Origin of the sequence: Enterobacter sp. A103 (genome assembly GCF_034427535.1) — a bacterium.
Taxonomy (GTDB): domain Bacteria; phylum Pseudomonadota; class Gammaproteobacteria; order Enterobacterales; family Enterobacteriaceae; genus Enterobacter; species Enterobacter asburiae_B.
This window is the reverse complement of sequence record NZ_JAXQPQ010000002.1, coordinates 165283-188317: the sequence shown is the minus strand read 5'-3', so window position 1 is coordinate 188317 and position 23035 is coordinate 165283. Positions and strand designations below refer to the sequence as shown.

Below are 23035 nucleotides of genomic sequence, written 5' to 3'. Positions count from 1 at the left end.
GCTGGCTTTTGTGCGGGAAGCCTGGTTTTATGCGGTAGTTAACACTTTTCAAAGGTGCAACCCGTAAAAGCGTGAGCGAGTGCAACCTATAGAAAACTCGTATCAAACCGGGGATGAAATTGATGTAAATGCAGTGTTAAATCGTTTGTCAGCGGAAGGCGCATACGGCAGGATAGCGCGCCCAACCGAAACACAAGATACATTCACCTCGTTCCGGTGATCATATAACAAGGCAGCCCGGATGGTTGTCGCTCGACATTTTGGAGAATTTGAATGGCTATTAGCACACCGATGCTGGTGACATTTCTCGTTTATATTTTTGGCATGATCCTGATAGGGTTTTTGGCGTGGCGTTCTACAAAGAACTTTGACGACTACATTCTGGGCGGACGCAGTTTAGGCCCGATGGTGACCGCACTCTCTGCGGGCGCCTCCGACATGAGCGGCTGGCTGCTGATGGGGCTGCCCGGCGCGATTTTCATCTCCGGTATCTCTGAAAGCTGGATCGCCATCGGTCTGACCGTCGGCGCGTGGATCAACTGGAAGCTGGTGGCAGGCCGTCTGCGCGTGCATACCGAGGCCAACAACAACGCCCTGACGCTGCCGGATTATTTCACCGGACGTTTTGAAGATAACAGCCGCATCCTGCGCATTATCTCTGCGGTGGTTATCCTGCTGTTCTTCACCATCTACTGCGCCTCCGGCATCGTGGCCGGCGCGCGTCTGTTCGAAAGCACCTTCGGCATGAGCTACGAAACCGCCCTGTGGGCCGGTGCGGCGGCGACCATCCTCTATACCTTCGTGGGCGGATTCCTGGCGGTAAGCTGGACCGACACCGTGCAGGCGAGCCTGATGATCTTCGCCCTGATCCTGACTCCGGTGATTGTGATTTTCACCGTTGGCGGCTTTGGCGAATCGCTGGAAGTGATCAAGCAGAAGAGCATCGAAAACGTCGACATGCTGAAAGGGCTGAACTTCGTGGCCATCGTCTCGCTGATGGGCTGGGGTCTGGGCTACTTCGGTCAGCCGCATATCCTGGCGCGCTTTATGGCGGCGGATTCTCACCACACCATCGTTCATGCCCGTCGCATCAGCATGACGTGGATGATCCTGTGTCTGGCGGGGGCGTGTGCGGTCGGCTTCTTCGGCATCGCGTACTTCAACAACAACCCGGCGCAGGCGGGCGCGGTGAACCAGAACGCCGAGCGCGTGTTCATCGAGCTGGCGCAAATTCTGTTTAACCCGTGGATTGCCGGTATTCTGCTCTCCGCAATCCTGGCGGCGGTGATGTCCACCCTGAGCTGTCAGCTGCTGGTTTGCTCCAGTGCGATCACCGAAGACCTCTACAAAGCCTTCCTGCGTAAAAACGCGAGCCAGAAAGAGCTGGTGTGGGTAGGGCGCTTTATGGTGCTGCTGGTGGCGCTGATTGCCATCGCGCTGGCGGCCAATCCGGAAAACCGCGTGCTGGGCCTCGTGAGCTACGCGTGGGCGGGCTTCGGTGCGGCGTTTGGTCCGGTCGTGCTGTTTTCCGTCATGTGGTCACGTATGACCCGTAACGGCGCGCTGGCGGGGATGATCATCGGTGCGGTGACCGTTATCGTCTGGAAACAGTTCGCGTGGCTGGGCCTGTACGAAATCATTCCGGGCTTCATCTTCGGCAGCATCGGCATCGTGGTGTTCAGCCTGCTGGGTAAAGCCCCGTCTGCCTCCATGCAGAAACGCTTTGCTGAAGCCGACGCGCATTACCACACTGCGCCGCCGTCTAAGCTCCAGGCAGAATAATTATTCTCGCTGCACAATGCAGGCCGGGTGAGCGCAAGCGCACCCGGCTTTTTTCTTGCCAAAATCCGTAATTTCCTGTGATATCCCTGTGCTTATAACAATGAGGATAGCGAAGCATGACAATCAAAACAGGGGTAATGGCAGCGGCATTATTGATGCTCGCTGGCTGCACGGCGCCATCGCAACATGCGGCGGTGGAGACCTGCAAGGCGGGTAACCAGATGCAGCAAACCACGCTCTATTTCGGCTTAAATCGTCCTGCCGGGGCGCAAATCACCAGCAACGAGTGGCAGCAGTTTGTCGATCAGGACGTGACGCCGCGTTTCCGCGATGGCTTAACGGTGTTTGACGCGCGCGGGCAGTGGCTGGGGAACGACGGGAAAGTGGCGCGTGAACCCAGCAAAGCGCTGATGCTGATCCACGGTAAGGATGCGCAGAGCGAGAAGAACATCGAAGCGTTACGCGGGATTTATAAATCCCGCTTCGCGCAGGAGTCGGTGATGCGCGTCGATCAGCCGGTGTGCGTGCAGTTCTAATAAAAACGGCGGGAAATCCCGCCGTTGTTGTTTTGTAGGCCGGGTAAGCGCAGCGCCACCCGGTATTGCATCAGAGCACCAACCCCGCAAAGCTCGCCGACAGCAGGCTCACCAGCGTCGCGCCGTACACCAGACGCAGACCAAACCGCGACACCACGTTCCCCTGCTGCTCGTTCAGGCCCTTAATCGCCCCGGCCACAATGCCGATGGACGCGAAGTTCGCGAAGGACACCAGGAAGACGGACAAAATGCCCAGCCCGCGAGGGGACATCTGATGCGCGATTTTTTGCAGCTCAATCATCGCCACAAATTCATTCGCCACCAGCTTGGTCGCCATAATACTGCCCGCGTTTAAGGCATCGCTCAGCGGAATACCCACCAGCCACGCCAGGGGATAAAATACATAGCCCAGGATCTGCTGGAAGCTCATGCCAAATACGCTGGAGAAGAGGGCGTTAACGGCGCTAATAAGCGCGATAAAGCCGATCAGCATGGCCAGAATAATCATCGCCACCTTAAAACCGGCCAGAATATACTCGCCGAGCATTTCGAAGAAGCTCTGCGATTCATGCAGTTTTTCCAGCTTGATATCCGGCTCCGCTTCCGGGCGCGCCGGGTTGATGACCGAGAGAATAATAAAGGTGCTGAACATGTTCAGAATCAGCGCCGCGACGACAAACTTGGCGTCGAGCATGGTCATATAGGCGCCGACAATCGACAGGGAGACCGTCGACATGGCCGTGGCCGCCATGGTGAACAGACGACGAGAGGAGAGATCGCCCAGCACGCCCTTGTAGGCAATGAAGTTTTCCGACTGACCGAGGATCAGCGAACTCACCGCGTTAAAGGATTCCAGCTTGCCCATACCGTTCAGTTTTGACAGCAGCGTGCCGATGACCCGAATAAAAATCGGCAGGATCCGCCAGTGCTGAAGAATACCAATCAGCGCGGAAATAAAAATAATCGGGCAAAGCACGCCGAGGAAAATGAACGCCAGCCCTTTTTCACCCATTCCGCCAAAGACGAAATTGGTCCCTTCCGAAGCAAATTTCAGCAGTGATTCAAAGAAGCCGGAAACATATTTAATCAGGAATAACCCGCTTTCGGCGTGCAGGAAAAAGAACGCCAGCGCAATTTCAATAACAATCAGCTGTAAAACATAACGAATGCGAATTTTTCGGCGGTCGAAACTTACCAGCCAGGCAAGCGCAAGAATAATCACCAGCGCCAGCAGGAAATGGACAATTTTAAACATAGTTAATTTTCACCAGGTGTTTGAGGCGGATATTTAGCCACAGCGCTGGTTAACCGTAAATGGGCAATTTTATTATAACTTATAAACTTAACGGTAACGTCGGCAACTATTAACAGGCTTTGCGTTTACAACTCGTCATCAAAACACCACACATTTCGCTTGTGTTTCTTTTCGCCGTAATGATAATCACTATCACAAGAATTTACCTTTCTTTGCATCAGTTGACCGCGATAAACATTTAAGGTGTCGGCATGTTTGTTCCATTTCTCATTATGTTACGTGAAGGGCTTGAAGCTGCCCTTATCGTGAGTCTCATCGCCAGCTATCTGAAGCGAACCCAGCGCGCACGCTGGATTGGCGTCATGTGGGTCGGGGTATTCCTTGCCGCGGCACTTTGTCTGGGCCTCGGTATCCTCATCAACGAAACCACCGGGGAGTTCCCGCAGAAAGAGCAGGAGCTGTTTGAGGGGATCGTCGCCGTAATTGCGGTGGTGATCCTGACCTGGATGGTGTTCTGGATGCGTAAAGTCTCCCGTAACGTGAAGGTGCAGCTGGAGCAGGCGGTGGATAATGCGCTGCAAAAGGGCAATAACCACGGCTGGGCGCTGATCATGATGGTCTTTTTTGCCGTCGCGCGTGAAGGCCTGGAGTCCGTTTTCTTCCTGCTGGCGGCATTTCAGCAGGACGTGGGGATCTGGCCGCCGGTTGGCGCGATGCTCGGGCTGGCAACCGCCGTTGTGCTCGGCTTTCTGCTCTACTGGGGCGGTATTCGCCTGAACCTGGGCGCCTTCTTCAAGTGGACCAGCCTGTTTATTCTGCTGGTGGCGGCAGGGCTGGCGGCAGGGGCGATTCGCGCCTTCCACGAGGCGGGCCTGTGGAACCATTTCCAGGACGTCGCGTTCGACCTCAGCAACGTGCTCTCCACGCACTCTCTGACCGGCACCCTGCTCGAAGGTATCTTCGGCTATCAGGAAACGCCGAGCGTCAGCGAAGTGGCGATGTACTTTATCTATCTGGTTCCGGCGCTGGTGCTGTTCGCAATGCCGCCGCGTACCGGCACGCAGGCGTCGCGCGTTACGCCATAATTTTTGTTTTAGTTACAACATACTTTTAAAGGGAAGAGTCATGGCAATTCAGTTCCGTCGTAGTGCGTTATGCGCAGGCATTGCCGCGCTGTTCGCTTCTGCATTCTCCGCCTGGGGCGCGGATGTTCCTCAGGTCAAAGTCACCGTCAATGATAAGCAGTGTGAGCCGATGACCCTCACGGTGAACAGCGGCAAAACCCAGTTCATTATTCAGAACCACAGCCAGAAGGCGCTGGAATGGGAAATCCTGAAAGGGGTTCTGGTGGTGGAGGAGCGTGAAAACATCGCCCCTGGCTTCACACAGAAGATGACCGCCAACCTGCAGCCGGGCGAGTATGAGATGACCTGCGGCCTGCTGACCAACCCTAAAGGGAAGCTGATCGTCAAAGGTGAAGCGACGGCCGATGCGGCGAAAGGCGCTGCGGTGCTGAGCCTGGGCGACGCGATTACGGCATATAAAGCCTATGTCACGAAAGAGACGGCGGACCTGGCGGCGGCAACCAAAGCCTTTACCGATGCGGTGAAGGCCGGTGACATCGAAAAAGCGAAATCCCTGTATGCACCAACCCGTCAGCACTACGAGCGCATCGAGCCGATTGCCGAACTGTTCTCTGACCTTGATGGCAGCATTGATGCCCGCGAAGACGATTACGAGCAGAAAGCCGCCGATCCGAAATTCACCGGTTTCCACCGTCTGGAAAAAGCGCTGTTTGGCGACAACTCCACCAAAGGGATGGAGAAATACGCCGAGCAGCTGAACGGCGACGTGCTGGAGCTGCAAAAGCGCATCAGCGAGCTGGCCTTCCCGCCGTCAAAAGTGGTGGGCGGCGCGGCTGGTCTGATTGAAGAAGTGGCCGCGAGCAAAATCAGCGGCGAAGAAGATCGCTACAGCCATACCGATCTGTGGGACTTCCAGGCCAACGTCGACGGCGCGCAGAAAATTGTTAACCTGCTGCGTCCACAGCTGCAGAAAGAGAACGGCGAACTGCTGGCCAAAGTGGATGCCAACTTCAAAAAAGTCGACACCATTCTGGCGAAGTACCGTACCAAAGACGGGTTTGAAACCTACGACAAGCTGACCGATGCCGACCGTAACGCGCTGAAAGGCCCAATTACCGCCCTGGCGGAAGATCTCTCTCTGCTGCGCGGCGTACTGGGTCTGGACTAAGCACGATGAATAAGCATAACGAGAACGATGTGGTTGAGCCTTCACGTCGTCGATTGTTAAAAGGGGTGGGGGCGCTGGGGGGCGCTCTTGCTCTGGCCGGTGGCTGTCCGGTAGCGCATGCGGCGAAACCGCAGAGCGCGCCCGGCACGCTGTCACCCAATGCCCGCATGGAGACGCAGCCGTTTTATGGCGAGCATCAGTCAGGCATCCTGACGCCGCAGCAGGCGTCCATGATGCTGGTGGCCTTTGATTCGCTGGCCAGCGATAAAGCCGATCTGGAGCGCCTGTTCCGCCTGCTGACGACGCGCATCGCGTTTCTTACCGCTGGCGGACCGGCGCCCGATACGCCGAACCCGCGTCTGCCGCCAATGGACTCCGGCATTCTGGGGCCGTTTATCGCCCCGGATAACCTGACCATTACCGTTTCGCTGGGTGAATCGCTGTTTGACGCGCGCTATGGGCTGGCAAAACAGAAGCCGAAAGTGCTGCAGAAAATGACGCGTTTCCCGAATGACTCTCTGGACGCGGCGCTGTGCCATGGCGACCTGCTCCTGCAGATTTGCGCCAATACTCAGGACACGGTGATCCACGCCCTGCGCGATATCATCAAGCACACGCCGGATCTGCTGAGCGTGCGCTGGAAGCGGGAAGGTTTTATCTCGGACCACGCCGCCCGCAGTAAAGGGAAAGAGACGCCGGTGAACCTGCTGGGCTTTAAGGACGGTACGGCCAACCCGGACAGCAGCGATGCGGCGTTGATGAAAGACGTGGTATGGGTGACGGCGGATCAGGGCGAACCGGCGTGGGCGGTGGGCGGCAGCTATCAGGCGGTGCGGATTATCCAGTTCCACGTGGAGTTCTGGGACCGCACGCCGCTCAAAGAACAGCAGACGATCTTTGGTCGCGATAAGCAAAGCGGCGCGCCGCTCGGCATGAAGAACGAGCATGACGTGCCCGACTACGCCAGCGATCCCAATGGCGATACCATCGCGCTGGACAGCCACATTCGTCTGGCTAATCCGCGCACCAAAGAGACGCAGTCCAGCCTGATGATGCGTCGTGGCTACAGCTATTCGCTCGGCGTGACCAACGCCGGTCAGCTTGATATGGGCCTGCTGTTCGTCTGCTATCAGCACGATCTGGAAAAAGGCTTCCTGACCGTGCAGAAGCGGCTCAACGGCGAAGCGCTGGAAGAGTACATTAAGCCCATCGGCGGCGGCTATTTCTTTGCCCTGCCGGGCGTGCGCGATCGGAACGCGTACCTCGCTCAAGGTCTTATTGAAGCCTGATAATTGTCCCCGCAACCGTTCGCGGGGACATTATTTTTTCATATGACTATCCTCCTGTTATATTTCTGTAATATTTCTATATGAGACTGATTTCACCTGTAGGGACAGTCTTAAAAGTTGCATTCAGGTAAAATAAATGTTGCATTTATGATAACTCCTGATGTACTTAAGGTAAGACAGCGGTAGTTCCCGGCAGTGATGCTGAATCACTATGGAGATCGCGAATGGTTGCGTCCTGTACTGGACAAGGTAAACATAACAACCGCAGCACCCGGCGCGGAGGCTCAGACTCCGGCAGCGATTTCCTCACCACTAAATTCTCCCCCCTTCCTCAAGAATCTGATTCGACCGACGTGCAGAACGGTGCGCGTAGCTGTTCCGTATCGTTATCCGATAAAGCAAGCAATGGCTTACAAGGAAGCCAACCCTCTGATGTTCGTGCGCATAATCGTGCCGAAGCTGGCGCGTGTGATGAATACCAACAACTCAAGGTGCTATCCATGGGAAGACAAAAAGCAGTGATCAAAGCTCGTCGCGAAGCAAAACGTGTGCTGAGACGGGATTCACGTAGCCATAAACAGCGTGAAGAAGAATCGGTCACCTCGCTTGTGCAGATGAGTGGCGTAGAAGCAATTGGCATGGCCCGAGACAGCCGTGATAATTCTCCAATTGTGGCGCGCAATGAGGCTCAGGCGCACTACCTGAATGCTATCGAGAGTAAACAGCTCATCTTTGCAACCGGTGAAGCCGGATGCGGGAAAACCTGGATCAGTGCAGCCAAAGCGGCGGAAGCGCTGATTCATAAGGATGTGGAGCGCATTATTGTTACCCGTCCTGTACTGCAGGCTGATGAAGATCTCGGCTTCCTGCCCGGAGATATTTCGGAGAAGTTTGCTCCGTACTTCAGGCCCGTCTATGACGTGCTGGTGAAGCGACTGGGTGCATCCTTTATGCAGTACTGCCTGCGACCAGAGATTGGCAAGGTGGAAATCGCGCCGTTCGCCTATATGCGCGGACGTACATTTGAAAATGCGGTCGTCATTCTTGACGAGGCTCAGAACGTGACCGCTGCGCAAATGAAGATGTTTTTAACGCGCCTCGGGGAGAACGTGACGGTTATCGTTAACGGCGATATTACCCAGTGTGACCTGCCATCCGGCGTGAAATCCGGGCTGAGCGACGCCATGTCACGTTTTGAGGAAGATGAGATGATTGGGGTGGTACGCTTCACTAAAGAGGACTGCGTGCGTTCAGCGCTCTGTCAGCGCACGCTGCAAGCGTATTATTGAGTTTGCTGTTGTGTTCAAGGCCCGGGAAACCGGGCTTTGTTTTTTGTGCTTTTTATCCCCTCTCCCCTGGGGAGAGAGGCAGGGTGAGGGGCTCAGGCCGCACCGGGCTGCATATAGCAGCGGGGGATTCTCATCCCCCCAGAGGTGTGCAACATGCGAAAAAAAAGCCCGCATTTTCATGCGTGCTCTTCTTTAAAGATGGCGGTGAGGGGGGGATTGACTCGCTTCGCTCACCCTGCGGGCAGACTGTTCGCTACGCTCTCAGTCTGTCCAACTGGCTGTCGCCAGTTGTCGAACCCCGGTCGGGGATTCTCATCCCCCCCGCAGGCGTGCAACATGCGAAAAAAAAGCCCGCATTTTCATGCGAGCTCTTCTTTAAATATGGCGGTGAGGGGGGATTGACTCGCTTCGCTCGCCCTGCGGGCAGACTGTTCGCTACGCTCTCAGTCTGTCCAACTGGCTGTCGCCAGTTGTCGAACCCCGGTCGGGGGATTCTCATCCCCCCAGAGGTGTGCAACATGCGAAAAAAAAGCCCGCATTTTCATGCGAGCTCTTCTTTAAATATGGCGGTGAGGGGGGATTGACTCGCTTCGCTCACCCTGCGGGCAGACTGTTCGCTACGCTCTCAGTCTGTCCAACTGGCTGTCGCCAGTTGTCGAACCCCGGTCGGGGATTCTCATCCCCCCCGCAGGCGTGCAACATGCGAAAAAAAAGCCCGCATTTTCATGCGAGCTCTTCTTTAAATATGGCGGTGAGGGGGGATTGACTCGCTTCGCTCGCCCTGCGGGCAGACTGTTCGCTACGCTCTCAGTCTGTCCAACTGGCTGTCGCCAGTTGTCGAACCCCGGTCGGGGATTCTCATCCCCCCCGCAGGCGTGCAACATGCGAAAAAAAAGCCCGCATTTTCATGCGAGCTCTTCTTTAAATATGGCGGTGAGGGGGGATTGACTCGCTTCGCTCGCCCTGCGGGCAGACTGTTCGCTACGCTCTCAGTCTGTCCAACTGGCTGTCGCCAGTTGTCGAACCCCGGTCGGGGGATTCTCATCCCCCCAGAGGTGTGCAACATACGAAAAAAAAGCCCGCATTTTCATGCGAGCTCTTCTTTAAATATGGCGGTGAGGGGGGGATTCGAACCCCCGATACGTTGCCGTATACACACTTTCCAGGCGTGCTCCTTCAGCCACTCGGACACCTCACCATATTGTTTTGCTGCCTGACCGCTTGGGGGGCAACGGGGCGCTACTATAGGGAGTTGCGCTAACACGGTCAAGCAGATTTTCTGTATTCGTGCTCGTTCGGTTAAGCCTTAATCAGCTCTTGTCGCAGCACGGGTTATTAACGCTGTGAATCGAGCACTTCGCTGTTTTTAACTACTTCCTGTGCTTTGCCGTAGCTTTCGATCAGCAGCTGGTAAGCCGGGAAGATGTGGGTATACACCTCAGCCCACTCGGCTGCGTCCTCACGGTTCCAGGTTCTCTGGATCTCAGAGGCCACCGCCGCCGTATCCATCGGAACCACACCGGCCTGCATCACGCGCGCCAGGGTGACCTCCTGCGCCATTTTGCTGTAGGTGCCGGAGGCATCAATCACCGCAAACACCTTATAGCCGTCCGCCACCGCGCTGATTGATGGGAAGGCCATGCAGACGCTGGTGATTGTACCCGCAATAATCAGCGTCTTGCGCCCGGTCGCTTTGACCGCCGCAACAAACTCCGGGTTATCCCAGGCGTTGATCTCGCCTTTACGGGCAACATACTGCGCATGCGGCGCGTTGGCGTGGATCTCCGGGATAAGCGGTCCGTTCGGTCCCTGCGGGACTGACGCGGTGGTGATCACCGGGATCTTCGCCAGAGTCGCGATTTTTGCCAGCGCAGCCGCACGGGCGCGCAGTTCCGGCATTGGCATATCCCCAACGGTCTGGAACAGACCGCTCTGGTGATCGATAAGCAACATCACCGCATCGTTCACATCAATAACCGGACGTGCGCCATTAAAATTCGCAGGTGTAGACATTATCTTCTCCTTTATTAATTTCAGATCTGGCCGAAGCGGCCGGAATTAAAATCACGAATGGCTTCGTTGATTTCGCTTTTACTGTTCATCACAAACGGGCCATAGCCCACGATGGGTTCATTCAGCGGCTCGCCCGCCATCAGCAGCACTTTGGCATCGCTGTTCGCCTCCAGGTGCAGTTTGTCGCCTTCCTGACTCAAAACGACCAGCTGGGCTTCACCCGCCTGCGTTGTACCGTTCACCGTAATGTTGCCTTCAAGCACGACCAGCGCGGTGCTCCAGCCTTCGGGCTGATTGAGCGTCAGATGGCTTCCCAGGTTCAGCGCGATGTCCCAGACGTTGAGCGGTGAGAAGGTGTGCGCCGGGCCGGTTACAGCCTCGTAGCGACCGGCAATAACCCGCAGCGAACCGCTGTTATCCGGTAGCGTCACGACCGGGATCGCATCCTTCGTCATGCTCTGGTAGCCCGGTGCCGCCATCTTGTCTTTGGCCGGCAGGTTGACCCAAAGCTGCATCATTTTCAGTTCTCCGCCTTTCTGCGAGAACGCGCTGGAGTGGAACTCCTCGTGCAAAATGCCTGCACCTGCCGTCATCCACTGCACGTCGCCGGGGCCAATGACGCCGCCTTTGCCCGTGGAGTCGCGATGCTCTACTTCACCGGAATAGACGATGGTGACCGTTTCAAAACCCCGGTGAGGGTGTTGGCCTACGCCGCGTTTCGCCCCATCTGCCGGAAAGGTGTACGGGCCCGCGTAGTCCAGCAGCAGGAACGGGCTCAGCGGCTCGCCGTGGGTTTGGTAAGAAAACATCGAACGTACCGGGAAACCATCGCCAACCCAGTGCTGGCGGGGAGCGGTATAAACGCCTGTTACGTTTTTCATGATTAACTCCTGATGTTCTGTTGATGTAATTAGCTTATATTCAGAGTTAATACTCCGGTAGATAGTGAAAATGGCATTCACTGTTCTGAAAATGGAACGATGAGGATTTATGCAGGATCTCAATGACTTCGTCTGGTTTGTGAAGGTGGTGGACTACGGCGGCTTTGCGGCGGCGGGAAGGGCGCTTGATCTGCCAAAGTCCAGGCTAAGCCGCCGGATAGCGCAGCTGGAAGAACGCCTTGGCGTGCGGCTTATCCACCGAACAACCCGACAGTTTACGGTGACCGAGGTCGGGCAGACCTTCTACCAGCACTGTAAAGCGATGATGGTGGAGGCCGAGGCCGCGGAGGAAGCCGTGGCGGCACTGCAGGCTGAACCGCGCGGTGTTGTCAGAATTACGTGCCCAATAACTCTGTTGCATGTCCACGTGGGTCCGATGCTGGCCAGATTTATGGCGCGCTACCCCGGGATCAATCTTCAGCTTGAGGCGACCAACCGGCGGGTAGACCTGGTGGGAGAGGGGGTTGATATCGCGATCCGCGTACGCCCGCGTCCCTTTGATGACAGCGACCTGGTATTAAGGGTGCTGGCTGACAGGGGACATTGTCTGGTCGCGGGTCCGGCGTTGATTCAACGCATGGGAGAACCCGTCGTGCCGTCTGAACTCAGTGCCTGGCCCGGGTTAAGCATGAACGAGGGGAAACATATTCATAAATGGGAGCTGTCCGGTCCCGGAGGTGCCAAAGCGGAGATCCATTACCATCCTCGATTGATCACCACCGACATGCTGGCGCTACGTGAAGCTGCCATGGCAGGCATCGGCGTGGTGCAGCTGCCGATTTTGATGGTTAAGGACCAGCTGGCGACGGGGGAACTGGTACGGGTGCTCGACGCATGGGAACCCAGACGGGAAGTGATTCATGCTGTTTATCCTTCGCGGCGCGGCCTGCTGCCGTCCGTCAGGACGCTGGTGGATTTTCTGACCGAAGAGTATGCGCGGATGGTGGAAGAATAACACTTCCCTCTCCCCTGGGGAGAGGGGCAGGGTGAGGGGCTCAGACCGCACCGAGCTGCATATAGCACCGGGGGTTCTCATCCCCCCCTTTCCGGAGAATATAAAAGAAAAAAGCCCGTACTTTCGTACGAGCTCTCATCTTAAATATGGCGGTGAGGGGGGGATTGACTCGCTTCGCTCGCGGTTACTCGGCCCATCCATGGGCCTCGCCCCTTTGGGCCAACGCAGGCGTTGTTCAAAAACGCTCCCGGCGTTTTTGTGCGGGCAGCCTGTTCGCTGCGCTCTCAGTCTGTCCAACTGGCTGTCGCCAGTTGTCGAACCCCGGTCGGGGGTTCTCTTCCCCCCCTTTACGGAGAATATAAAAGAAAAAAGCCCGTACTTTCGTACGAGCTCTCATCTTAAATATGGCGGTGAGGGGGGGATTGACTCGCTTCGCTCGCGGTTACTCGGCCCATCCATGGGCCTCGCCCCTTTGGGCCAACGCAGGCGTTGTTCAAAAACGCTCCCGGCGTTTTTGTGCGGGCAGCCTGTTCGCTGCGCTCTCAGTCTGTCCAACTGGCTGTCGCCAGTTGTCGAACCCCGGTCGGGGGTTCTCTTCCCCCCCTTCACGGAGAATATAAAAGAAAAAAGCCCGTACTTTCGTACGAGCTCTCATCTTAAATATGGCGGTGAGGGGGGGATTCGAACCCCCGATACGTTGCCGTATACACACTTTCCAGGCGTGCTCCTTCAGCCACTCGGACACCTCACCATATTGTCATCCCGTTGTTGCCGGGACGGGCGCTAATGTAAGGAAAAGCCGAACTGCCGTCAACTCACTTTTTCAGTAATTTAGCGCGTTTAGACAAACTTCAGGCAACATGATTCTTAAATGTGCTGAAAGCGTCTTTTTTATCAGCAACACAGTTGCGCTATAAATTTGATATGCTGACCGTCCAGTGAAAAAGCAAAATAAATCAGCGCAATAAAAGGCAGGAATGACAATGGATATACTTTTCTATCACCCAACGTTTGATACGGCATACTGGATCAAGGCGCTTTCGGCGGCGTTACCCGGCGCCCGCGTTCGCGAGTGGAAGCGTGGCGATAATGAACATGCTGACTATGCGCTGGTCTGGCATCCTCCGGTAGAAATGCTCCAGGGCCGCAAGCTGAAGGCCGTTTTTGCCCTGGGAGCCGGCGTGGATTCCATTCTGAGCAAACTGAAGGCACACCCTGAAATGCTGCCGGAAGATATCCCCCTTTTCCGCCTGGAAGATACCGGAATGGGCCAGCAAATGCAGGAATATGCCGTGAGCCAGGTGCTGCACTGGTTCCGCCGCTTTGATGATTATCAGGCCTTTAAACAGCGAGCCCACTGGGAGCCGCTGCCGGAGTACCATCGCGAAGACTTTACGATCGGCATACTCGGTGCGGGCGTGCTGGGCTCAAAAGTGGCCGAAGCGCTTGCCCCGTGGGGATTCCCGTTGCGCTGCTGGAGCCGCAGCCGCAAGGATTATCCGGGCGTTGAGAGTTTTGCCGGAACGGATGAGCTTCCTGCATTCCTGAAAGGCACGCGCGTGCTTATTAACCTGCTGCCAAACACGGCGGAAACGGTAGGGATCATCAATGAAGCCCTGCTCAATCAGCTCGTCGACCAGAGCTACCTGATGAACCTGGCGCGCGGGGTCCATGTCGTGGAAGGCGATCTGCTGAAGGCGCTGGACAGCGGAAAGCTAAAAGGCGCCATGCTGGATGTCTATAGCCGTGAGCCGCTGCCCGCGGAAAGCCCGCTGTGGGCGCACCCGCGCGTGGCGATGACCCCGCACGTGGCTGCCGTGACGCGTCCGGCAGAAGCGGTGGCGTATATATCCCATACCATCAGCGAAATGGAAAAGGGTAACGCGGTCACCGGACAGGTCCACAGACAGCGCGGCTACTGAGAGAAACCCGGCGTTCGCCGGGTTTTTGCTAATATTCGCCGCTGATAACTGCTATCCTTTGGAAAAACCGCAGAGGAGAGAGAGATGTATCCCGTTGACCTGCATATGCACACCGTCGCCAGCACCCACGCGTATAGCAACCTCCATGATTATATCGCCCAGGCGAAGCTTAAAGGCATCAAGCTGTTCGCGATCACCGATCATGGCCCGGACATGGCGGATGCGCCGCACTACTGGCATTTTGTGAATATGCGGATCTGGCCACGCCTGGTGGACGGCATTGGGATACTGCGCGGTATTGAAGCGAACATCAAGAATACCGACGGTGAGATCGACTGCACCGGCCCGATGCTGACGTCTCTTGACCTTATCCTCGCCGGTTTTCATGAGCCGGTTTTCCCGCCTCAGGATAAAGACACCAACACCGCGGCGATGATTGCTACCATTGCCAGCGGCAATGTGCACATTATCAGCCACCCCGGTAACCCGAGGTATCCGATTGATATTCAGGCTGTCGCGCAGGCGGCAGCGAAGCACCGCGTGGCGCTGGAGATTAATAACTCCTCTTTTGTGCACTCGCGTAAGGGCAGTGAAGCCAACTGTCGCGAAGTGGCTGCCGCCGTGCGTGACGCAGGTGGCATGGTGGCGCTGGGCTCAGACTCTCATACCGCGTTTACGCTGGGCGATTTCAGCGAGTGCCTGAAAGTGCTGAATGATGTTAACTTCCCGGAAGCGCAAATCCTGAACGTGACCCCACGCCGCATGCTCGATTTCCTCGAGTCGCGCGGAATGGAACCGATAGCCGAATTTGCCGATCTTTAATTGTGTAATGGAATCATAAAAATGAACGAGTTTTCCATCCTCTGCCGCGTGCTGGGTACGCTCTATTATCGCCAGCCGCAAGACCCGCTGTTGGTTCCGCTCTTTACGTTAATTCGTGAAGGCAAACTGGCGCAGAACTGGCCGCTGGAACAGGATGATTTACTGGAACGTCTGCAAAAAAGCTGCGACATGCAGCAGATTGCGACGGACTACAATGCGCTGTTCGTTGGCGATGAGTGCCGCGTTTCGCCATACCGTTCAGCCTGGCAGGAAGGGGCAACGGAAGCGGAAGTCCGCGCGTTCCTCTCCACGCGCGGTATGCCGCTGAGCGATACGCCAGCCGATCATATCGGTACGCTGCTGCTGGCGGCGTCCTGGATCGAAGACAACGCCGGTGATGATGAGAATGAAGCCATCGAAACCTTGTTCGAAACGTACCTGCTGCCGTGGGTCGGGACATTCCTGGGTAAAGTCGAAGCGCATGCCACCTCGCCATTCTGGAGAACGCTGGCTCCGCTGACCCGCGACGCTATCGCGGCAATGTGGGATGAGCTGGAAGAAGAGAACAAAGAGTGATTTAGATCACATAAATTCTGCAACTCAACATTTCAACTTGCACGTAATGTGCTTCTGATCTCATTTCTATAGTGCGCATCTGCTAAGATGCGCGCCATGAATATATTACTTTGTATCGCACTAACGACAGGTATTCTCTCCGGGCTCTGGGGATGGGTAGCCGTGTCTCTCGGATTGCTCAGCTGGGCCGGGTTCCTCGGCTGCACCGCCTATTTCGCCTGTCCGCAGGGGGGCGTCAAAGGGCTCTTTATCTCTGGCTGCACGCTGATGAGCGGTGTTATCTGGGCGCTGGTGATCATGAAGGGCAGCGCGCTGGCGCCACATCTGGAGATGCTGGGGTACGTCATGACGGGTGTCGTTGCCTTTTTAATGTGCATCCAGGCTAAGCATCTGCTGCTTTCATTTGTGCCGGGGACCTTTATGGGGGCGTGCGCGACCTTTGCAGGGCAGGGTGACTGGAAGCTGGTGGTTCCCTCCCTGGCGCTGGGGTTGCTGTTTGGCTATGCCATGAAAAACAGCGGTCTTTGGCTGGCATCGCGACGGGGAAAAGCGCAAAACATCACTGCGGTGAGCGAATAAAAAAAGGCGAGATAATCATCTCGCCTTTTTTATGCGCTTCCTGTCAGGATTCCGGAGGGACTGACATATCGCGGTATTTCACCAGTATCGGGTTCTGCACGTCTGCTTTGTTTTGCAGATCCCACAGCCCGCGGTCAATACCGTCGTTGATTAAGAAGATCACGCCGGTTTCAATGGCTGACATCAGGCACATCATGACCGGCTCGTTAGAGGTGTAGCCAATTTCACCTTCCAGCAAACGCTGGTAATCGATGAAGCGGAATACCCCTGCCTGCACTTCATAAGACAGAATGGTTTTGCTGGTGTTCACCGAAGAGAGCACTTCGCCTGTACTGACGTTAACCACACGCAGGTTCACGGCGATTTGGTCAAGCTGGTACTGGGTATCCGCACCGATACCGAAGTAACGAGCTCCTGCACCACCCGACTTAACGTTACTTTCGTAGCCAATAATCGATCCTTCGATCATCACGTTCGCTGCCGCCAAAGATTGCAGAGGCATGCGGTTATTGTCCGCGACGGTGCCATTTTCCTGAGCGGCACGAATGATTTTGCGTTCATTCAACAGGTTCTGGAGCCCCTGACGTTCCAGCGGAATAAACCAGTGCGAATCCTTGAGCGCGGTAACCAGCATGGCGGTGGCGCTTTGCGGCACAGCCGTGGAGAAGTTACTTGCCGGGTAAGGTTTGAATTGCCCGGTTTCATCCTGAATGTTGTATACGGAGACAAATATTTTCCCCGTCGGTGAAGGTAAATGCGTTAAATCACGATAACTCTGGGCCCGAGGCATTAATGTCGGTTTTGCAGCTTCTTTAGGTGGAGCAGTTAAACAACCGCTCAATAAGCACACTGCAACAAATATCAGGAAGCGCTGCATGATCGTTGTCCTTATTTAGCTATTGTTTAAAAGTCAGTTGAATTACTTTGTAGACCGGAAACCTGAATAGTGGAGATTCTTCCGGTTTTACGATCGGTCACGTTCAACTGAAGCTGTCCGTCAGTATTGGCGATATCAACGATAAAGTCGTTGGTCACCATGCGGCCGGGTTTACCGGTATTAATGTTGGTCAGTAACCCACCTAAAATCTGCGACTGAATAGCTTGAGTGAAGTTGTCCAGTGCGGACGGGGTATCAACGCTAAAATCCTTTAAGCTGGGATCCTTATAGGAGTTTTGCGCCTGGGCTTCGTTCAGCAGGAACGCGCCGTTATTAGGGTTACCGCCAAAGTTAGGGTTACGGAACTGAAACGTCATGTTTCCGGCCCAGCTTATGGGTGTTATCAGCATTATCGAAACAACTGCATATGCAATACGCATGACAGCCTCCGCATATCGGTTCGCTAGAACTCGTCTTTTGCTAAATCGCTGGTGCTTAATAGGGCTTTATCTATTTGCAGGCGATTAATAGCGTCTTCTGATTGTGCCAGTGCTAAGGCTACGTTTTTATCGAAGTCTATTTTGGTCGGGAATAAAAACGTTTGATAAATAACGTACTGATTAGCCGTTATTGTTATCCAACTTCCCCATCGTGCACTGGGCCGCTCGTTGATTGTTATATTTCCGGTGTAGGTACTGTCCCATTTGTCACTGAAGGCGCGGTAAAAACTGTGCCCGACCGATGAGACAGTGTGGTCTGTTAACAATCCGGGAACTTCGACCTCGACGGCCTTCAGATTCCCGGCAGCGAGCAGGAAACTCGCTGCGGCGATCCAACTCAACGTGCGCTTCATGTGATTAACGCCTGAGGTTATCGTTTGCCCACGAAACAGCCTGAGTTCGGTTTTTAACAGCTATCTTCTTGAAAAGATTATAAAGGTGCGTCTTTACCGTATTTTCGCTGATAAATAACGAACGGGCGATTTCAATATTTGAAGCACCAATGCGTAACTTGTTCAGGATCTCTTTCTCACGGTGCGTGAGCAGTGCGGACTCTGAACTGTTATAGCGATAATTTCCGGAGTGCGTGATGAGATAGCTGGCAAGCTTTTGCGAAAAATAACACTCTCCGCGCAATATACCTTGCAGCCCCTCTACCACCCGGTCTTCTTCTTCCGTGACGTAGAACACGCCATTGATATGCGGCCAGCTTTCAATATCTCTGAAAGGATATTCATCAGGCGTATTCAACAATAGCACGCGGATATTATTGTTTTTCCTGCTTAAAATATCTTGCCAGTAATGGATAAGCTTTTTATCAGCTTCCATCATATCGAAAAGAATGATGCTGCCAGGTGCAATATCATCAAAAGAACGTTGAATATTATGCAATTTCCCGTTCAGTGATAAAGATTGCTTTAAATGTTGTAATAACGCTGTCGCTTGCAAAGAAGGTTTTGTGATCAACAGTAATGTATGACCATGTAAACTATGGACTTCATTATACATGATGAAACCCCACTTTTTTTTGGCACCTGGCAGCTGTCCTCCTGTTTATTAGAGGACACCAGAAGTACTGACAGATGTTGCACTGCTGTGTGTAGAATCAGACCATAACCTCCACAGGGAGGTAAATATAAAACCAATTTCGTACATCTAATTTCAATCTAGCTTTTACGAAGTTTAAAGCAAGTGTTAAACGTGTAACAGAATGTAAAAATCAATATTAATTTGTGAAAACTGCTTGTTGTTAATGGTAATAATTGATGAAAAAGTTGTACATATAAATAGATGTGCACAGATTTTAAAAATCATACAAATATTTTTATGTGATTGATTTTTGAGATTATTTGTTATTTTTGCGCAACAGTAATTAAGTATGAGTTTCAGATTATTTCTAAGCCCATGAATGGGCTACTGCCTGGCTTAAGAAAACAGGCGTCGTGTCACGCACTGAGAAAAATGATCTCCAGCCGTTACGTTTAAACAACGCGGGATGACGCCTGGACAGCCTTCATCCCGTTGTACAACCCGATCGCAAGACCTGCTTAATAAAAAATATAAGCTGACCTGATTAAAGTGATTTTTGATGTAAATTACGACTTTGTGGTGAGCCGATAAATAAAAATAAGCCGCGCGGGTGAGATATTTAAAATGTTTCAGCGGACATACTCTTCACCGTAACGACGCGTTAACACAATACGAGTCGTTTTAACAAGTAGCATTGTTATAGGGTTATGGCGTGATTAAATAGCCAGGTCCAGGGTGACAACATGAAAAACACATCGTTAATTATGATGTTTACATTACTGGGTGCGCCTGGATTTGTAACCGCAGCGAATTCAGATTTGGCAAATGCTGAATATAACTTTGCGGTTAACGAATTAAGTCTTTCATCACTCAATCAGGCAGCCATTATTGGTCAACGGGGCGTTTTCAATAACGCTGAGGTTAGCCAGGACGGTTCAAGACTCTTATCCATTGTATCTCAGGATGGGGCGGGTAACAGAGCGAGAGTTGATCAATCAGGGAGTTACAATTTAGCCTGGATCGATCAGAGCGGTAACGGGAATGATGCAGGTATTACGCAAGATGGATACGGTAATAGCGCGAAAATTATCCAGAAAGGGTCGGGTAATAGAGCAAATATTACGCAGTACGGTACGCAGAAAACCGCAGTTGTAGTGCAGAAACAGTCGCAAATGGCGATTAACGTTATTCAACATTAGCGCGTTCGCGACGACTTTAATCAATCCGATGGGGGTTTACCATGAAATTTATCAAAGTGGCAGCACTTGCAGCAATCGTAGTTTCTGGTAGTGCTATGGCGGGTTCTATTAATCAGGGCGGATGGGGTCATGGACATGGTCATGGTGGAAACAGTGGCCCAAATTCAACTCTGAATATTTATCAGAACGGTGGCGGTAACTCCGCGGTTGCCCTGCAGACAGACGCCAGAAATTCCGTCCTGAATATTAGCCAGACCGGCGGCTTTAACGGTGCTGACGTTGGTCAGGGCTCTGATGACAGTAAAATCAACCTGACCCAGAAAGGTTTTGGCAACAGTGCGACACTTGATCAGTGGAACAGTAAAAAATCCGTTATGAACGTTAGCCAGTCCGGCGGCTTTAACGGTGCACTCGTAGACCAGACTGCGTCCAACTCGACTGTTAACGTTACCCAGATCGGTTTTGGTAACCACGCGTCAGCTCATCAGTACTGATACTGAAATCTGTGCTACAAAAAACAGGGCATCAGCCCTGTTTTTTTTCGGGAGTTCATCATGAATACCTTAATTCTACTCGCCGCGCTTTCCAGCCAGATAACCTTCAAAACGTCACAGCAGGAAAATATGACCACCATTGTCCCTCAGGTCACTCTGGCGCAGTCGTGTGATTGTCAGGTTCAGATTGTTTCTGTGCGAGAAGGGCAGGGGGGACAAAGTTCTTCCCGGCAGCAAAACACACTTTTTATACCCGCTAATCAGACGATTGATTTAATGCGCCTGAGTTTAAATATTAATGCGGGAGACACGGTAAAAATCGTTGTCACCGTTTCAGACGGTAAATCGCTGCATTTATCACAACAGTGGTCGCCAGCGGAACGCTCGCTCTAAACGTTCATGAAATCAATAGGTTGAGAATGTGGCGGGTCTGTGCCGTTGAGCTATGCTGATATCAGGGACCAGGTCGTTATGTTCCGTAACGTGAAACTTCGTTTGCAATAATAAATGAAGCGCGTTTACCCCTCATGGACGATTTTCATTGAGGAGTACCTATAATGAACAACTATTTTGCTCGACTCATGGCAGGTCTGGGTCTGGTCGTTTCTGCTTTGAGTATCCCGGCTTATTCGGCCAGGGTTGTTGACGGCGGTGTCATTCATTTTCGCGGTGCCATTGTCGCCGACCCCTGTGAAGTCACTCCCCAGAAGCAACAGTTTGCCATGTCATGTCCAGATAATAACCGTATGCAAACGCGTATGGTCAGCTATGAAGAGGCGCTTAACGGGAAAGTGAGCGACTCAAACGTGGCAACGCTCAATATGAAATACCTTAATCCTGAAAAAACGCTCGCGGTTGTCGAAATCCAGTATCGCTAATGCGCGCTCTCCCGCCCTGCGATGGATGAGGATTTTTTCTGATAGTTTTTTCTCCCGGTCTCCTCTGCGATACACTTAAGAAAATGGCGGGTTGCAGAGGGGCTTTATGAAACCGCAAATTGAAATTATTCATGGCGATATTACGACAGTGCACGTCGACGTTATCGTCAATGCGGCCAATCCCTCCCTGATGGGGGGAGGCGGCGTGGACGGGGCTATCCACCGGGCTGCCGGACCGCAGCTGCTGGAAGCCTGTAAAACCGTGCGGCAACAGCAGGGCGAATGTCCTCCCGGTCACGCGGTGATTACGCTGGCGGGCAATCTGCCTGCGAGAGCGGTAATTCACGCGGTAGGGCCGGTCTGGCATGGCGGTGATCAGCACGAAGCGAGTATTCTGGAAGAGGCTTACCGGAACTGTCTGCGACTGGCCGCCGACAACGGTTATAAAACGATGGCGTTTCCGGCGATCAGCACCGGCGTGTATGGTTACCCTAAGGCCGCTGCCGCAACGATCGCCGTTGAAACGGTTTACCGCTATTTGTCGCTAAAACCGCTGCCAGAGAAGGTGATTTTTGTCTGTTTCGACGACGACACCACGCATCTTTATCAGCGGCTTCTGACTCAGCGCAGACAAGAACTGGAGAGCTGATGCAAACGCGGCGCAGCGGATGCGCCGCGTGATTTATGAGGCTTTTGCCTGTGGTTTTCCTGAAAAGAGGAAGCGCAGGAGCGGGATCCGCAGATGGATTTCGTAGAGTACGATTGCCACCCCTACAACAAACACCAGCCCGGTAAAGAAGCCCAGCGTGTTGGAGGCGATGTGCGGTGTGATGTAAGCCCCGAAGAAAAGCGTCAACGGGTGATGCACCAGATAGATAAACAGTGACGCATTAACGAAGTAGGTCACGCGGCTGGACTTAAAGTTCAGCAAGCGGTGGCCCAGCGCGAATACCACGTTCACCATCCACAGCCCCAGCAGCATTGTGATCACGCTTTCCGTTTCATACATCCAGGCGTCGCCGCTGCCGTAGCGCTGATTCAGCAGATAGGCCGCGAACGCGAGGGTGGCCCCCAGCGCGCACCACGGTGATGGGGTGACAAACAGTGATTTAAGCTTCGGATGAATAAAAGCCAGCGCGCCGATTAAAAAGAACGGAATGTAGAACAAGGACTGCATCACCACAAAATTAAATAACCCGTCGCTCAAAATCGGCGGATAGACGATAAGCAGCGTCCGTCGCACGGCGGCATAGGCAATCCCCAACAGCAAGAAGAGCACAGACAGTTTGCCCATCGTAACGTTGGCGAAGAAGGTGTCGGCTTTTGTACTCAGACGGTGGCGCAGGCGGCTGAAAATCAACAGGCTCACCGTTGTGAGCACCACCAGCACCAGCAGGAACCACAGGTGAGACACCAGCTCCCAGACCAGCGTATTGTACTTTTCATACAGCGTAAGGTTCGGCCAGTTCTCCGCTTTGCCTTTGACATATTGCAACATAATGAACTGAGGCAGCGTCAGCAGTGGAATTGCGGTCAGCATGGGGATCCCCACGCGCTCTACGCGCACTTTCCACCAGCGCTTGAGCGGGTATCGCAGAAACAGCATGTAAGAAAAATAGCCGGATATGACGAAGAACACCTGCATACGGAAGGCGTGAATAAAGTCATTAAACAGCGTCAGCCACCAGGAGGGCATCTGGCTATTCACATGCCAGGTGTGGCTGGAGTAAATCAGTGAAATGTGAAAGGGGATCCCCAATAGCATCAGCCAGGCCCTGATCGAGTCGAGGAAATATTCACGTTCTGTTGGTGTTGTGCTCATATAACGTTGTGCATTCTCAGACTT

The 23035-nt window shown here is 53.7% G+C and carries 24 protein-coding genes, 2 tRNA genes and 3 other RNA genes; 16 read left to right on the top strand and 13 right to left on the bottom strand.

Going from position 1 to position 23035, the window contains the following annotated elements; all coding sequences use genetic code 11:
- The first annotated feature begins 273 nt into the window (after positions 1-273).
- Together putP and SPH27_RS06345 are read left to right on the top strand one after the other, a co-directional pair.
- Positions 274-1782 (top strand): sodium/proline symporter PutP, encoded by a 1509-nt coding sequence (putP, locus tag SPH27_RS06350; RefSeq protein WP_023311090.1) that lies wholly within the window; start codon positions 274-276, stop codon positions 1780-1782.
- 116 nt (positions 1783-1898) lie between these two features.
- On the top strand, positions 1899-2318 hold the full coding sequence (locus tag SPH27_RS06345) for a DUF3574 domain-containing protein (protein WP_182071668.1): 420 nt from the start codon (positions 1899-1901) through the stop codon (positions 2316-2318).
- A gap of 70 nt (positions 2319-2388) precedes the next feature.
- On the opposite strand, the gene SPH27_RS06340 is transcribed toward SPH27_RS06345, so the two are convergent.
- Entirely contained in the window at positions 2389-3573 is a 1185-nt protein-coding gene (locus SPH27_RS06340) for a NupC/NupG family nucleoside CNT transporter (RefSeq protein WP_029740188.1), read from the bottom strand.
- A gap of 251 nt (positions 3574-3824) precedes the next feature.
- On the opposite strand from SPH27_RS06340, the gene efeU reads away from it, so the two are divergent.
- From efeU to phoH, 4 genes are all read left to right on the top strand, one after another.
- Complete coding sequence (gene efeU / locus SPH27_RS06335; RefSeq protein WP_048979081.1) at positions 3825-4658, top strand: iron uptake transporter permease EfeU; 834 nt, start codon at positions 3825-3827, stop codon at positions 4656-4658.
- A 40-nt stretch (positions 4659-4698) separates the two neighbouring features.
- A complete protein-coding gene (gene efeO / locus SPH27_RS06330) occupies positions 4699-5826 on the top strand; it encodes an iron uptake system protein EfeO (RefSeq protein WP_096150549.1) in 1128 nt (375 codons plus the stop codon).
- Between the two features lie 5 nt (positions 5827-5831).
- Positions 5832-7115, top strand: a complete 1284-nt coding sequence (efeB, locus tag SPH27_RS06325; protein ID WP_284593222.1) for an iron uptake transporter deferrochelatase/peroxidase subunit — start codon at positions 5832-5834, stop codon at positions 7113-7115.
- A gap of 500 nt (positions 7116-7615) precedes the next feature.
- The gene (gene phoH, locus SPH27_RS06320; protein ID WP_024908976.1) at positions 7616-8404 is read left to right on the top strand and encodes a phosphate starvation-inducible protein PhoH; all 789 of its coding nucleotides are present in this window, start codon (positions 7616-7618) and stop codon (positions 8402-8404) included.
- 199 nt (positions 8405-8603) lie between these two features.
- Here the strand turns inward: phoH and SPH27_RS06315 are convergent.
- The 6 genes from SPH27_RS06315 to SPH27_RS06290 all read right to left on the bottom strand — a co-directional run bounded on the left by SPH27_RS06315 (position 8604) and on the right by SPH27_RS06290 (position 11298).
- Positions 8604-8741, bottom strand: a non-coding RNA gene (locus SPH27_RS06315) — RtT sRNA.
- A gap of 227 nt (positions 8742-8968) precedes the next feature.
- Positions 8969-9104, bottom strand: a non-coding RNA gene (locus tag SPH27_RS06310) — RtT sRNA.
- A gap of 46 nt (positions 9105-9150) precedes the next feature.
- Positions 9151-9286, bottom strand: a non-coding RNA gene (locus tag SPH27_RS06305) — RtT sRNA.
- A 228-nt stretch (positions 9287-9514) separates the two neighbouring features.
- Positions 9515-9602: transfer RNA gene (locus SPH27_RS06300), tRNA-Ser, on the bottom strand.
- Positions 9603-9739: 137 nt separating this feature from the next.
- Positions 9740-10417, bottom strand: a complete 678-nt coding sequence (locus tag SPH27_RS06295; RefSeq protein WP_048979238.1) for an isochorismatase family protein — start codon at positions 10415-10417, stop codon at positions 9740-9742.
- A gap of 20 nt (positions 10418-10437) precedes the next feature.
- Positions 10438-11298: a pirin family protein gene (locus SPH27_RS06290; protein ID WP_064672263.1), complete on the bottom strand. Its 861-nt coding sequence runs from the start codon at positions 11296-11298 to the stop codon at positions 10438-10440.
- A 109-nt stretch (positions 11299-11407) separates the two neighbouring features.
- Between SPH27_RS06290 and SPH27_RS06285 the strand changes: the two genes are divergently transcribed.
- Positions 11408-12313, top strand: coding sequence for a LysR family transcriptional regulator (locus SPH27_RS06285; protein ID WP_094934946.1), 906 nt, complete (start codon positions 11408-11410; stop codon positions 12311-12313).
- Between the two features lie 663 nt (positions 12314-12976).
- Here the strand turns inward: SPH27_RS06285 and SPH27_RS06280 are convergent.
- Positions 12977-13064 (bottom strand) — tRNA-Ser (locus tag SPH27_RS06280).
- A gap of 232 nt (positions 13065-13296) precedes the next feature.
- Between SPH27_RS06280 and ghrA the strand changes: the two genes are divergently transcribed.
- From ghrA to SPH27_RS06260, 4 genes are all read left to right on the top strand, one after another.
- Positions 13297-14235, top strand: a complete 939-nt coding sequence (gene ghrA, locus SPH27_RS06275; RefSeq protein ID WP_182072971.1) for a glyoxylate/hydroxypyruvate reductase GhrA — start codon at positions 13297-13299, stop codon at positions 14233-14235.
- A gap of 84 nt (positions 14236-14319) precedes the next feature.
- On the top strand, positions 14320-15057 hold the full coding sequence (locus SPH27_RS06270; protein WP_033145179.1) for a phosphatase: 738 nt from the start codon (positions 14320-14322) through the stop codon (positions 15055-15057).
- 21 nt (positions 15058-15078) lie between these two features.
- Positions 15079-15633, top strand: a complete 555-nt coding sequence (locus tag SPH27_RS06265; protein ID WP_182072970.1) for a TorD/DmsD family molecular chaperone — start codon at positions 15079-15081, stop codon at positions 15631-15633.
- 96 nt (positions 15634-15729) lie between these two features.
- The gene (locus SPH27_RS06260) at positions 15730-16212 is read left to right on the top strand and encodes a DUF1097 domain-containing protein (RefSeq protein WP_074399111.1); all 483 of its coding nucleotides are present in this window, start codon (positions 15730-15732) and stop codon (positions 16210-16212) included.
- A gap of 43 nt (positions 16213-16255) precedes the next feature.
- On the opposite strand, the gene csgG is transcribed toward SPH27_RS06260, so the two are convergent.
- The 4 genes from csgG to csgD are packed head-to-tail and all read right to left on the bottom strand — an operon-like array spanning position 16256 to position 18597.
- Positions 16256-17089, bottom strand: coding sequence for a curli production assembly/transport protein CsgG (gene csgG / locus SPH27_RS06255; protein WP_025755858.1), 834 nt, complete (start codon positions 17087-17089; stop codon positions 16256-16258).
- Positions 17090-17115: 26 nt separating this feature from the next.
- On the bottom strand, positions 17116-17529 hold the full coding sequence (gene csgF / locus SPH27_RS06250) for a curli production assembly/transport protein CsgF (protein WP_008500846.1): 414 nt from the start codon (positions 17527-17529) through the stop codon (positions 17116-17118).
- A gap of 23 nt (positions 17530-17552) precedes the next feature.
- Positions 17553-17942: a curli production assembly/transport protein CsgE gene (gene csgE / locus SPH27_RS06245; protein ID WP_033145182.1), complete on the bottom strand. Its 390-nt coding sequence runs from the start codon at positions 17940-17942 to the stop codon at positions 17553-17555.
- A gap of 4 nt (positions 17943-17946) precedes the next feature.
- Positions 17947-18597: a biofilm master transcriptional regulator CsgD gene (csgD, locus tag SPH27_RS06240; protein ID WP_021240790.1), complete on the bottom strand. Its 651-nt coding sequence runs from the start codon at positions 18595-18597 to the stop codon at positions 17947-17949.
- Positions 18598-19361: 764 nt separating this feature from the next.
- Between csgD and csgB the strand changes: the two genes are divergently transcribed.
- From csgB to ymdB, 5 genes are all read left to right on the top strand, one after another.
- Entirely contained in the window at positions 19362-19817 is a 456-nt protein-coding gene (gene csgB / locus SPH27_RS06235; RefSeq protein WP_033145183.1) for a curli minor subunit CsgB, read from the top strand.
- 41 nt (positions 19818-19858) lie between these two features.
- The gene (gene csgA / locus SPH27_RS06230) at positions 19859-20311 is read left to right on the top strand and encodes a curli major subunit CsgA (RefSeq protein ID WP_033145184.1); all 453 of its coding nucleotides are present in this window, start codon (positions 19859-19861) and stop codon (positions 20309-20311) included.
- A 60-nt stretch (positions 20312-20371) separates the two neighbouring features.
- On the top strand, positions 20372-20704 hold the full coding sequence (csgC, locus tag SPH27_RS06225; protein ID WP_033145185.1) for a curli assembly chaperone CsgC: 333 nt from the start codon (positions 20372-20374) through the stop codon (positions 20702-20704).
- Between the two features lie 164 nt (positions 20705-20868).
- Positions 20869-21189 carry a type 1 fimbrial protein gene (locus SPH27_RS06220; protein ID WP_096151205.1) on the top strand — a complete coding sequence of 107 codons (321 nt, stop codon included), beginning with the start codon at positions 20869-20871 and terminating at the stop codon, positions 21187-21189.
- Between the two features lie 106 nt (positions 21190-21295).
- A complete protein-coding gene (gene ymdB, locus SPH27_RS06215; RefSeq protein WP_023311113.1) occupies positions 21296-21838 on the top strand; it encodes an O-acetyl-ADP-ribose deacetylase in 543 nt (180 codons plus the stop codon).
- Positions 21839-21871: 33 nt separating this feature from the next.
- Here ymdB and mdoC read toward each other — a convergent pair whose 3' ends face one another.
- A complete protein-coding gene (gene mdoC / locus SPH27_RS06210) occupies positions 21872-23011 on the bottom strand; it encodes a glucans biosynthesis protein MdoC (protein WP_064672268.1) in 1140 nt (379 codons plus the stop codon).
- Positions 23012-23035: the final 24 nt, after the last annotated feature.

Bases quoted from the DNA above. Each gene is read 5' to 3' on its own strand.
- csgA (WP_033145184.1), top strand. From the start codon at position 19,859: ATGAAATTTATCAAAGTGGCAGCACTTGCAGCAATCGTAGTTTCTGGT.
- csgB (WP_033145183.1), top strand. From the start codon at position 19,362: ATGAAAAACACATCGTTAATTATGATGTTTACATTACTGGGTGCGCCT.
- csgF (WP_008500846.1), bottom strand. From the start codon at position 17,529: ATGCGTATTGCATATGCAGTTGTTTCGATAATGCTGATAACACCCATA.
- csgC (WP_033145185.1), top strand. From the start codon at position 20,372: ATGAATACCTTAATTCTACTCGCCGCGCTTTCCAGCCAGATAACCTTC.
- phoH (WP_024908976.1), top strand. From the start codon at position 7,616: ATGGGAAGACAAAAAGCAGTGATCAAAGCTCGTCGCGAAGCAAAACGT.
- SPH27_RS06345 (WP_182071668.1), top strand. From the start codon at position 1,899: ATGACAATCAAAACAGGGGTAATGGCAGCGGCATTATTGATGCTCGCT.
- SPH27_RS06260 (WP_074399111.1), top strand. From the start codon at position 15,730: ATGAATATATTACTTTGTATCGCACTAACGACAGGTATTCTCTCCGGG.
- SPH27_RS06340 (WP_029740188.1), bottom strand. From the start codon at position 3,573: ATGTTTAAAATTGTCCATTTCCTGCTGGCGCTGGTGATTATTCTTGCG.
- SPH27_RS06220 (WP_096151205.1), top strand. From the start codon at position 20,869: ATGAACAACTATTTTGCTCGACTCATGGCAGGTCTGGGTCTGGTCGTT.
- SPH27_RS06290 (WP_064672263.1), bottom strand. From the start codon at position 11,298: ATGAAAAACGTAACAGGCGTTTATACCGCTCCCCGCCAGCACTGGGTT.
- SPH27_RS06285 (WP_094934946.1), top strand. From the start codon at position 11,408: ATGCAGGATCTCAATGACTTCGTCTGGTTTGTGAAGGTGGTGGACTAC.
- efeO (WP_096150549.1), top strand. From the start codon at position 4,699: ATGGCAATTCAGTTCCGTCGTAGTGCGTTATGCGCAGGCATTGCCGCG.
- efeU (WP_048979081.1), top strand. From the start codon at position 3,825: ATGTTTGTTCCATTTCTCATTATGTTACGTGAAGGGCTTGAAGCTGCC.
- ghrA (WP_182072971.1), top strand. From the start codon at position 13,297: ATGGATATACTTTTCTATCACCCAACGTTTGATACGGCATACTGGATC.
- SPH27_RS06265 (WP_182072970.1), top strand. From the start codon at position 15,079: ATGAACGAGTTTTCCATCCTCTGCCGCGTGCTGGGTACGCTCTATTAT.
- csgE (WP_033145182.1), bottom strand. From the start codon at position 17,942: ATGAAGCGCACGTTGAGTTGGATCGCCGCAGCGAGTTTCCTGCTCGCT.
- SPH27_RS06270 (WP_033145179.1), top strand. From the start codon at position 14,320: ATGTATCCCGTTGACCTGCATATGCACACCGTCGCCAGCACCCACGCG.
- efeB (WP_284593222.1), top strand. From the start codon at position 5,832: ATGAATAAGCATAACGAGAACGATGTGGTTGAGCCTTCACGTCGTCGA.
- SPH27_RS06295 (WP_048979238.1), bottom strand. From the start codon at position 10,417: ATGTCTACACCTGCGAATTTTAATGGCGCACGTCCGGTTATTGATGTG.
- putP (WP_023311090.1), top strand. From the start codon at position 274: ATGGCTATTAGCACACCGATGCTGGTGACATTTCTCGTTTATATTTTT.
- csgD (WP_021240790.1), bottom strand. From the start codon at position 18,597: ATGTATAATGAAGTCCATAGTTTACATGGTCATACATTACTGTTGATC.
- ymdB (WP_023311113.1), top strand. From the start codon at position 21,296: ATGAAACCGCAAATTGAAATTATTCATGGCGATATTACGACAGTGCAC.
- mdoC (WP_064672268.1), bottom strand. From the start codon at position 23,011: ATGAGCACAACACCAACAGAACGTGAATATTTCCTCGACTCGATCAGG.
- csgG (WP_025755858.1), bottom strand. From the start codon at position 17,089: ATGCAGCGCTTCCTGATATTTGTTGCAGTGTGCTTATTGAGCGGTTGT.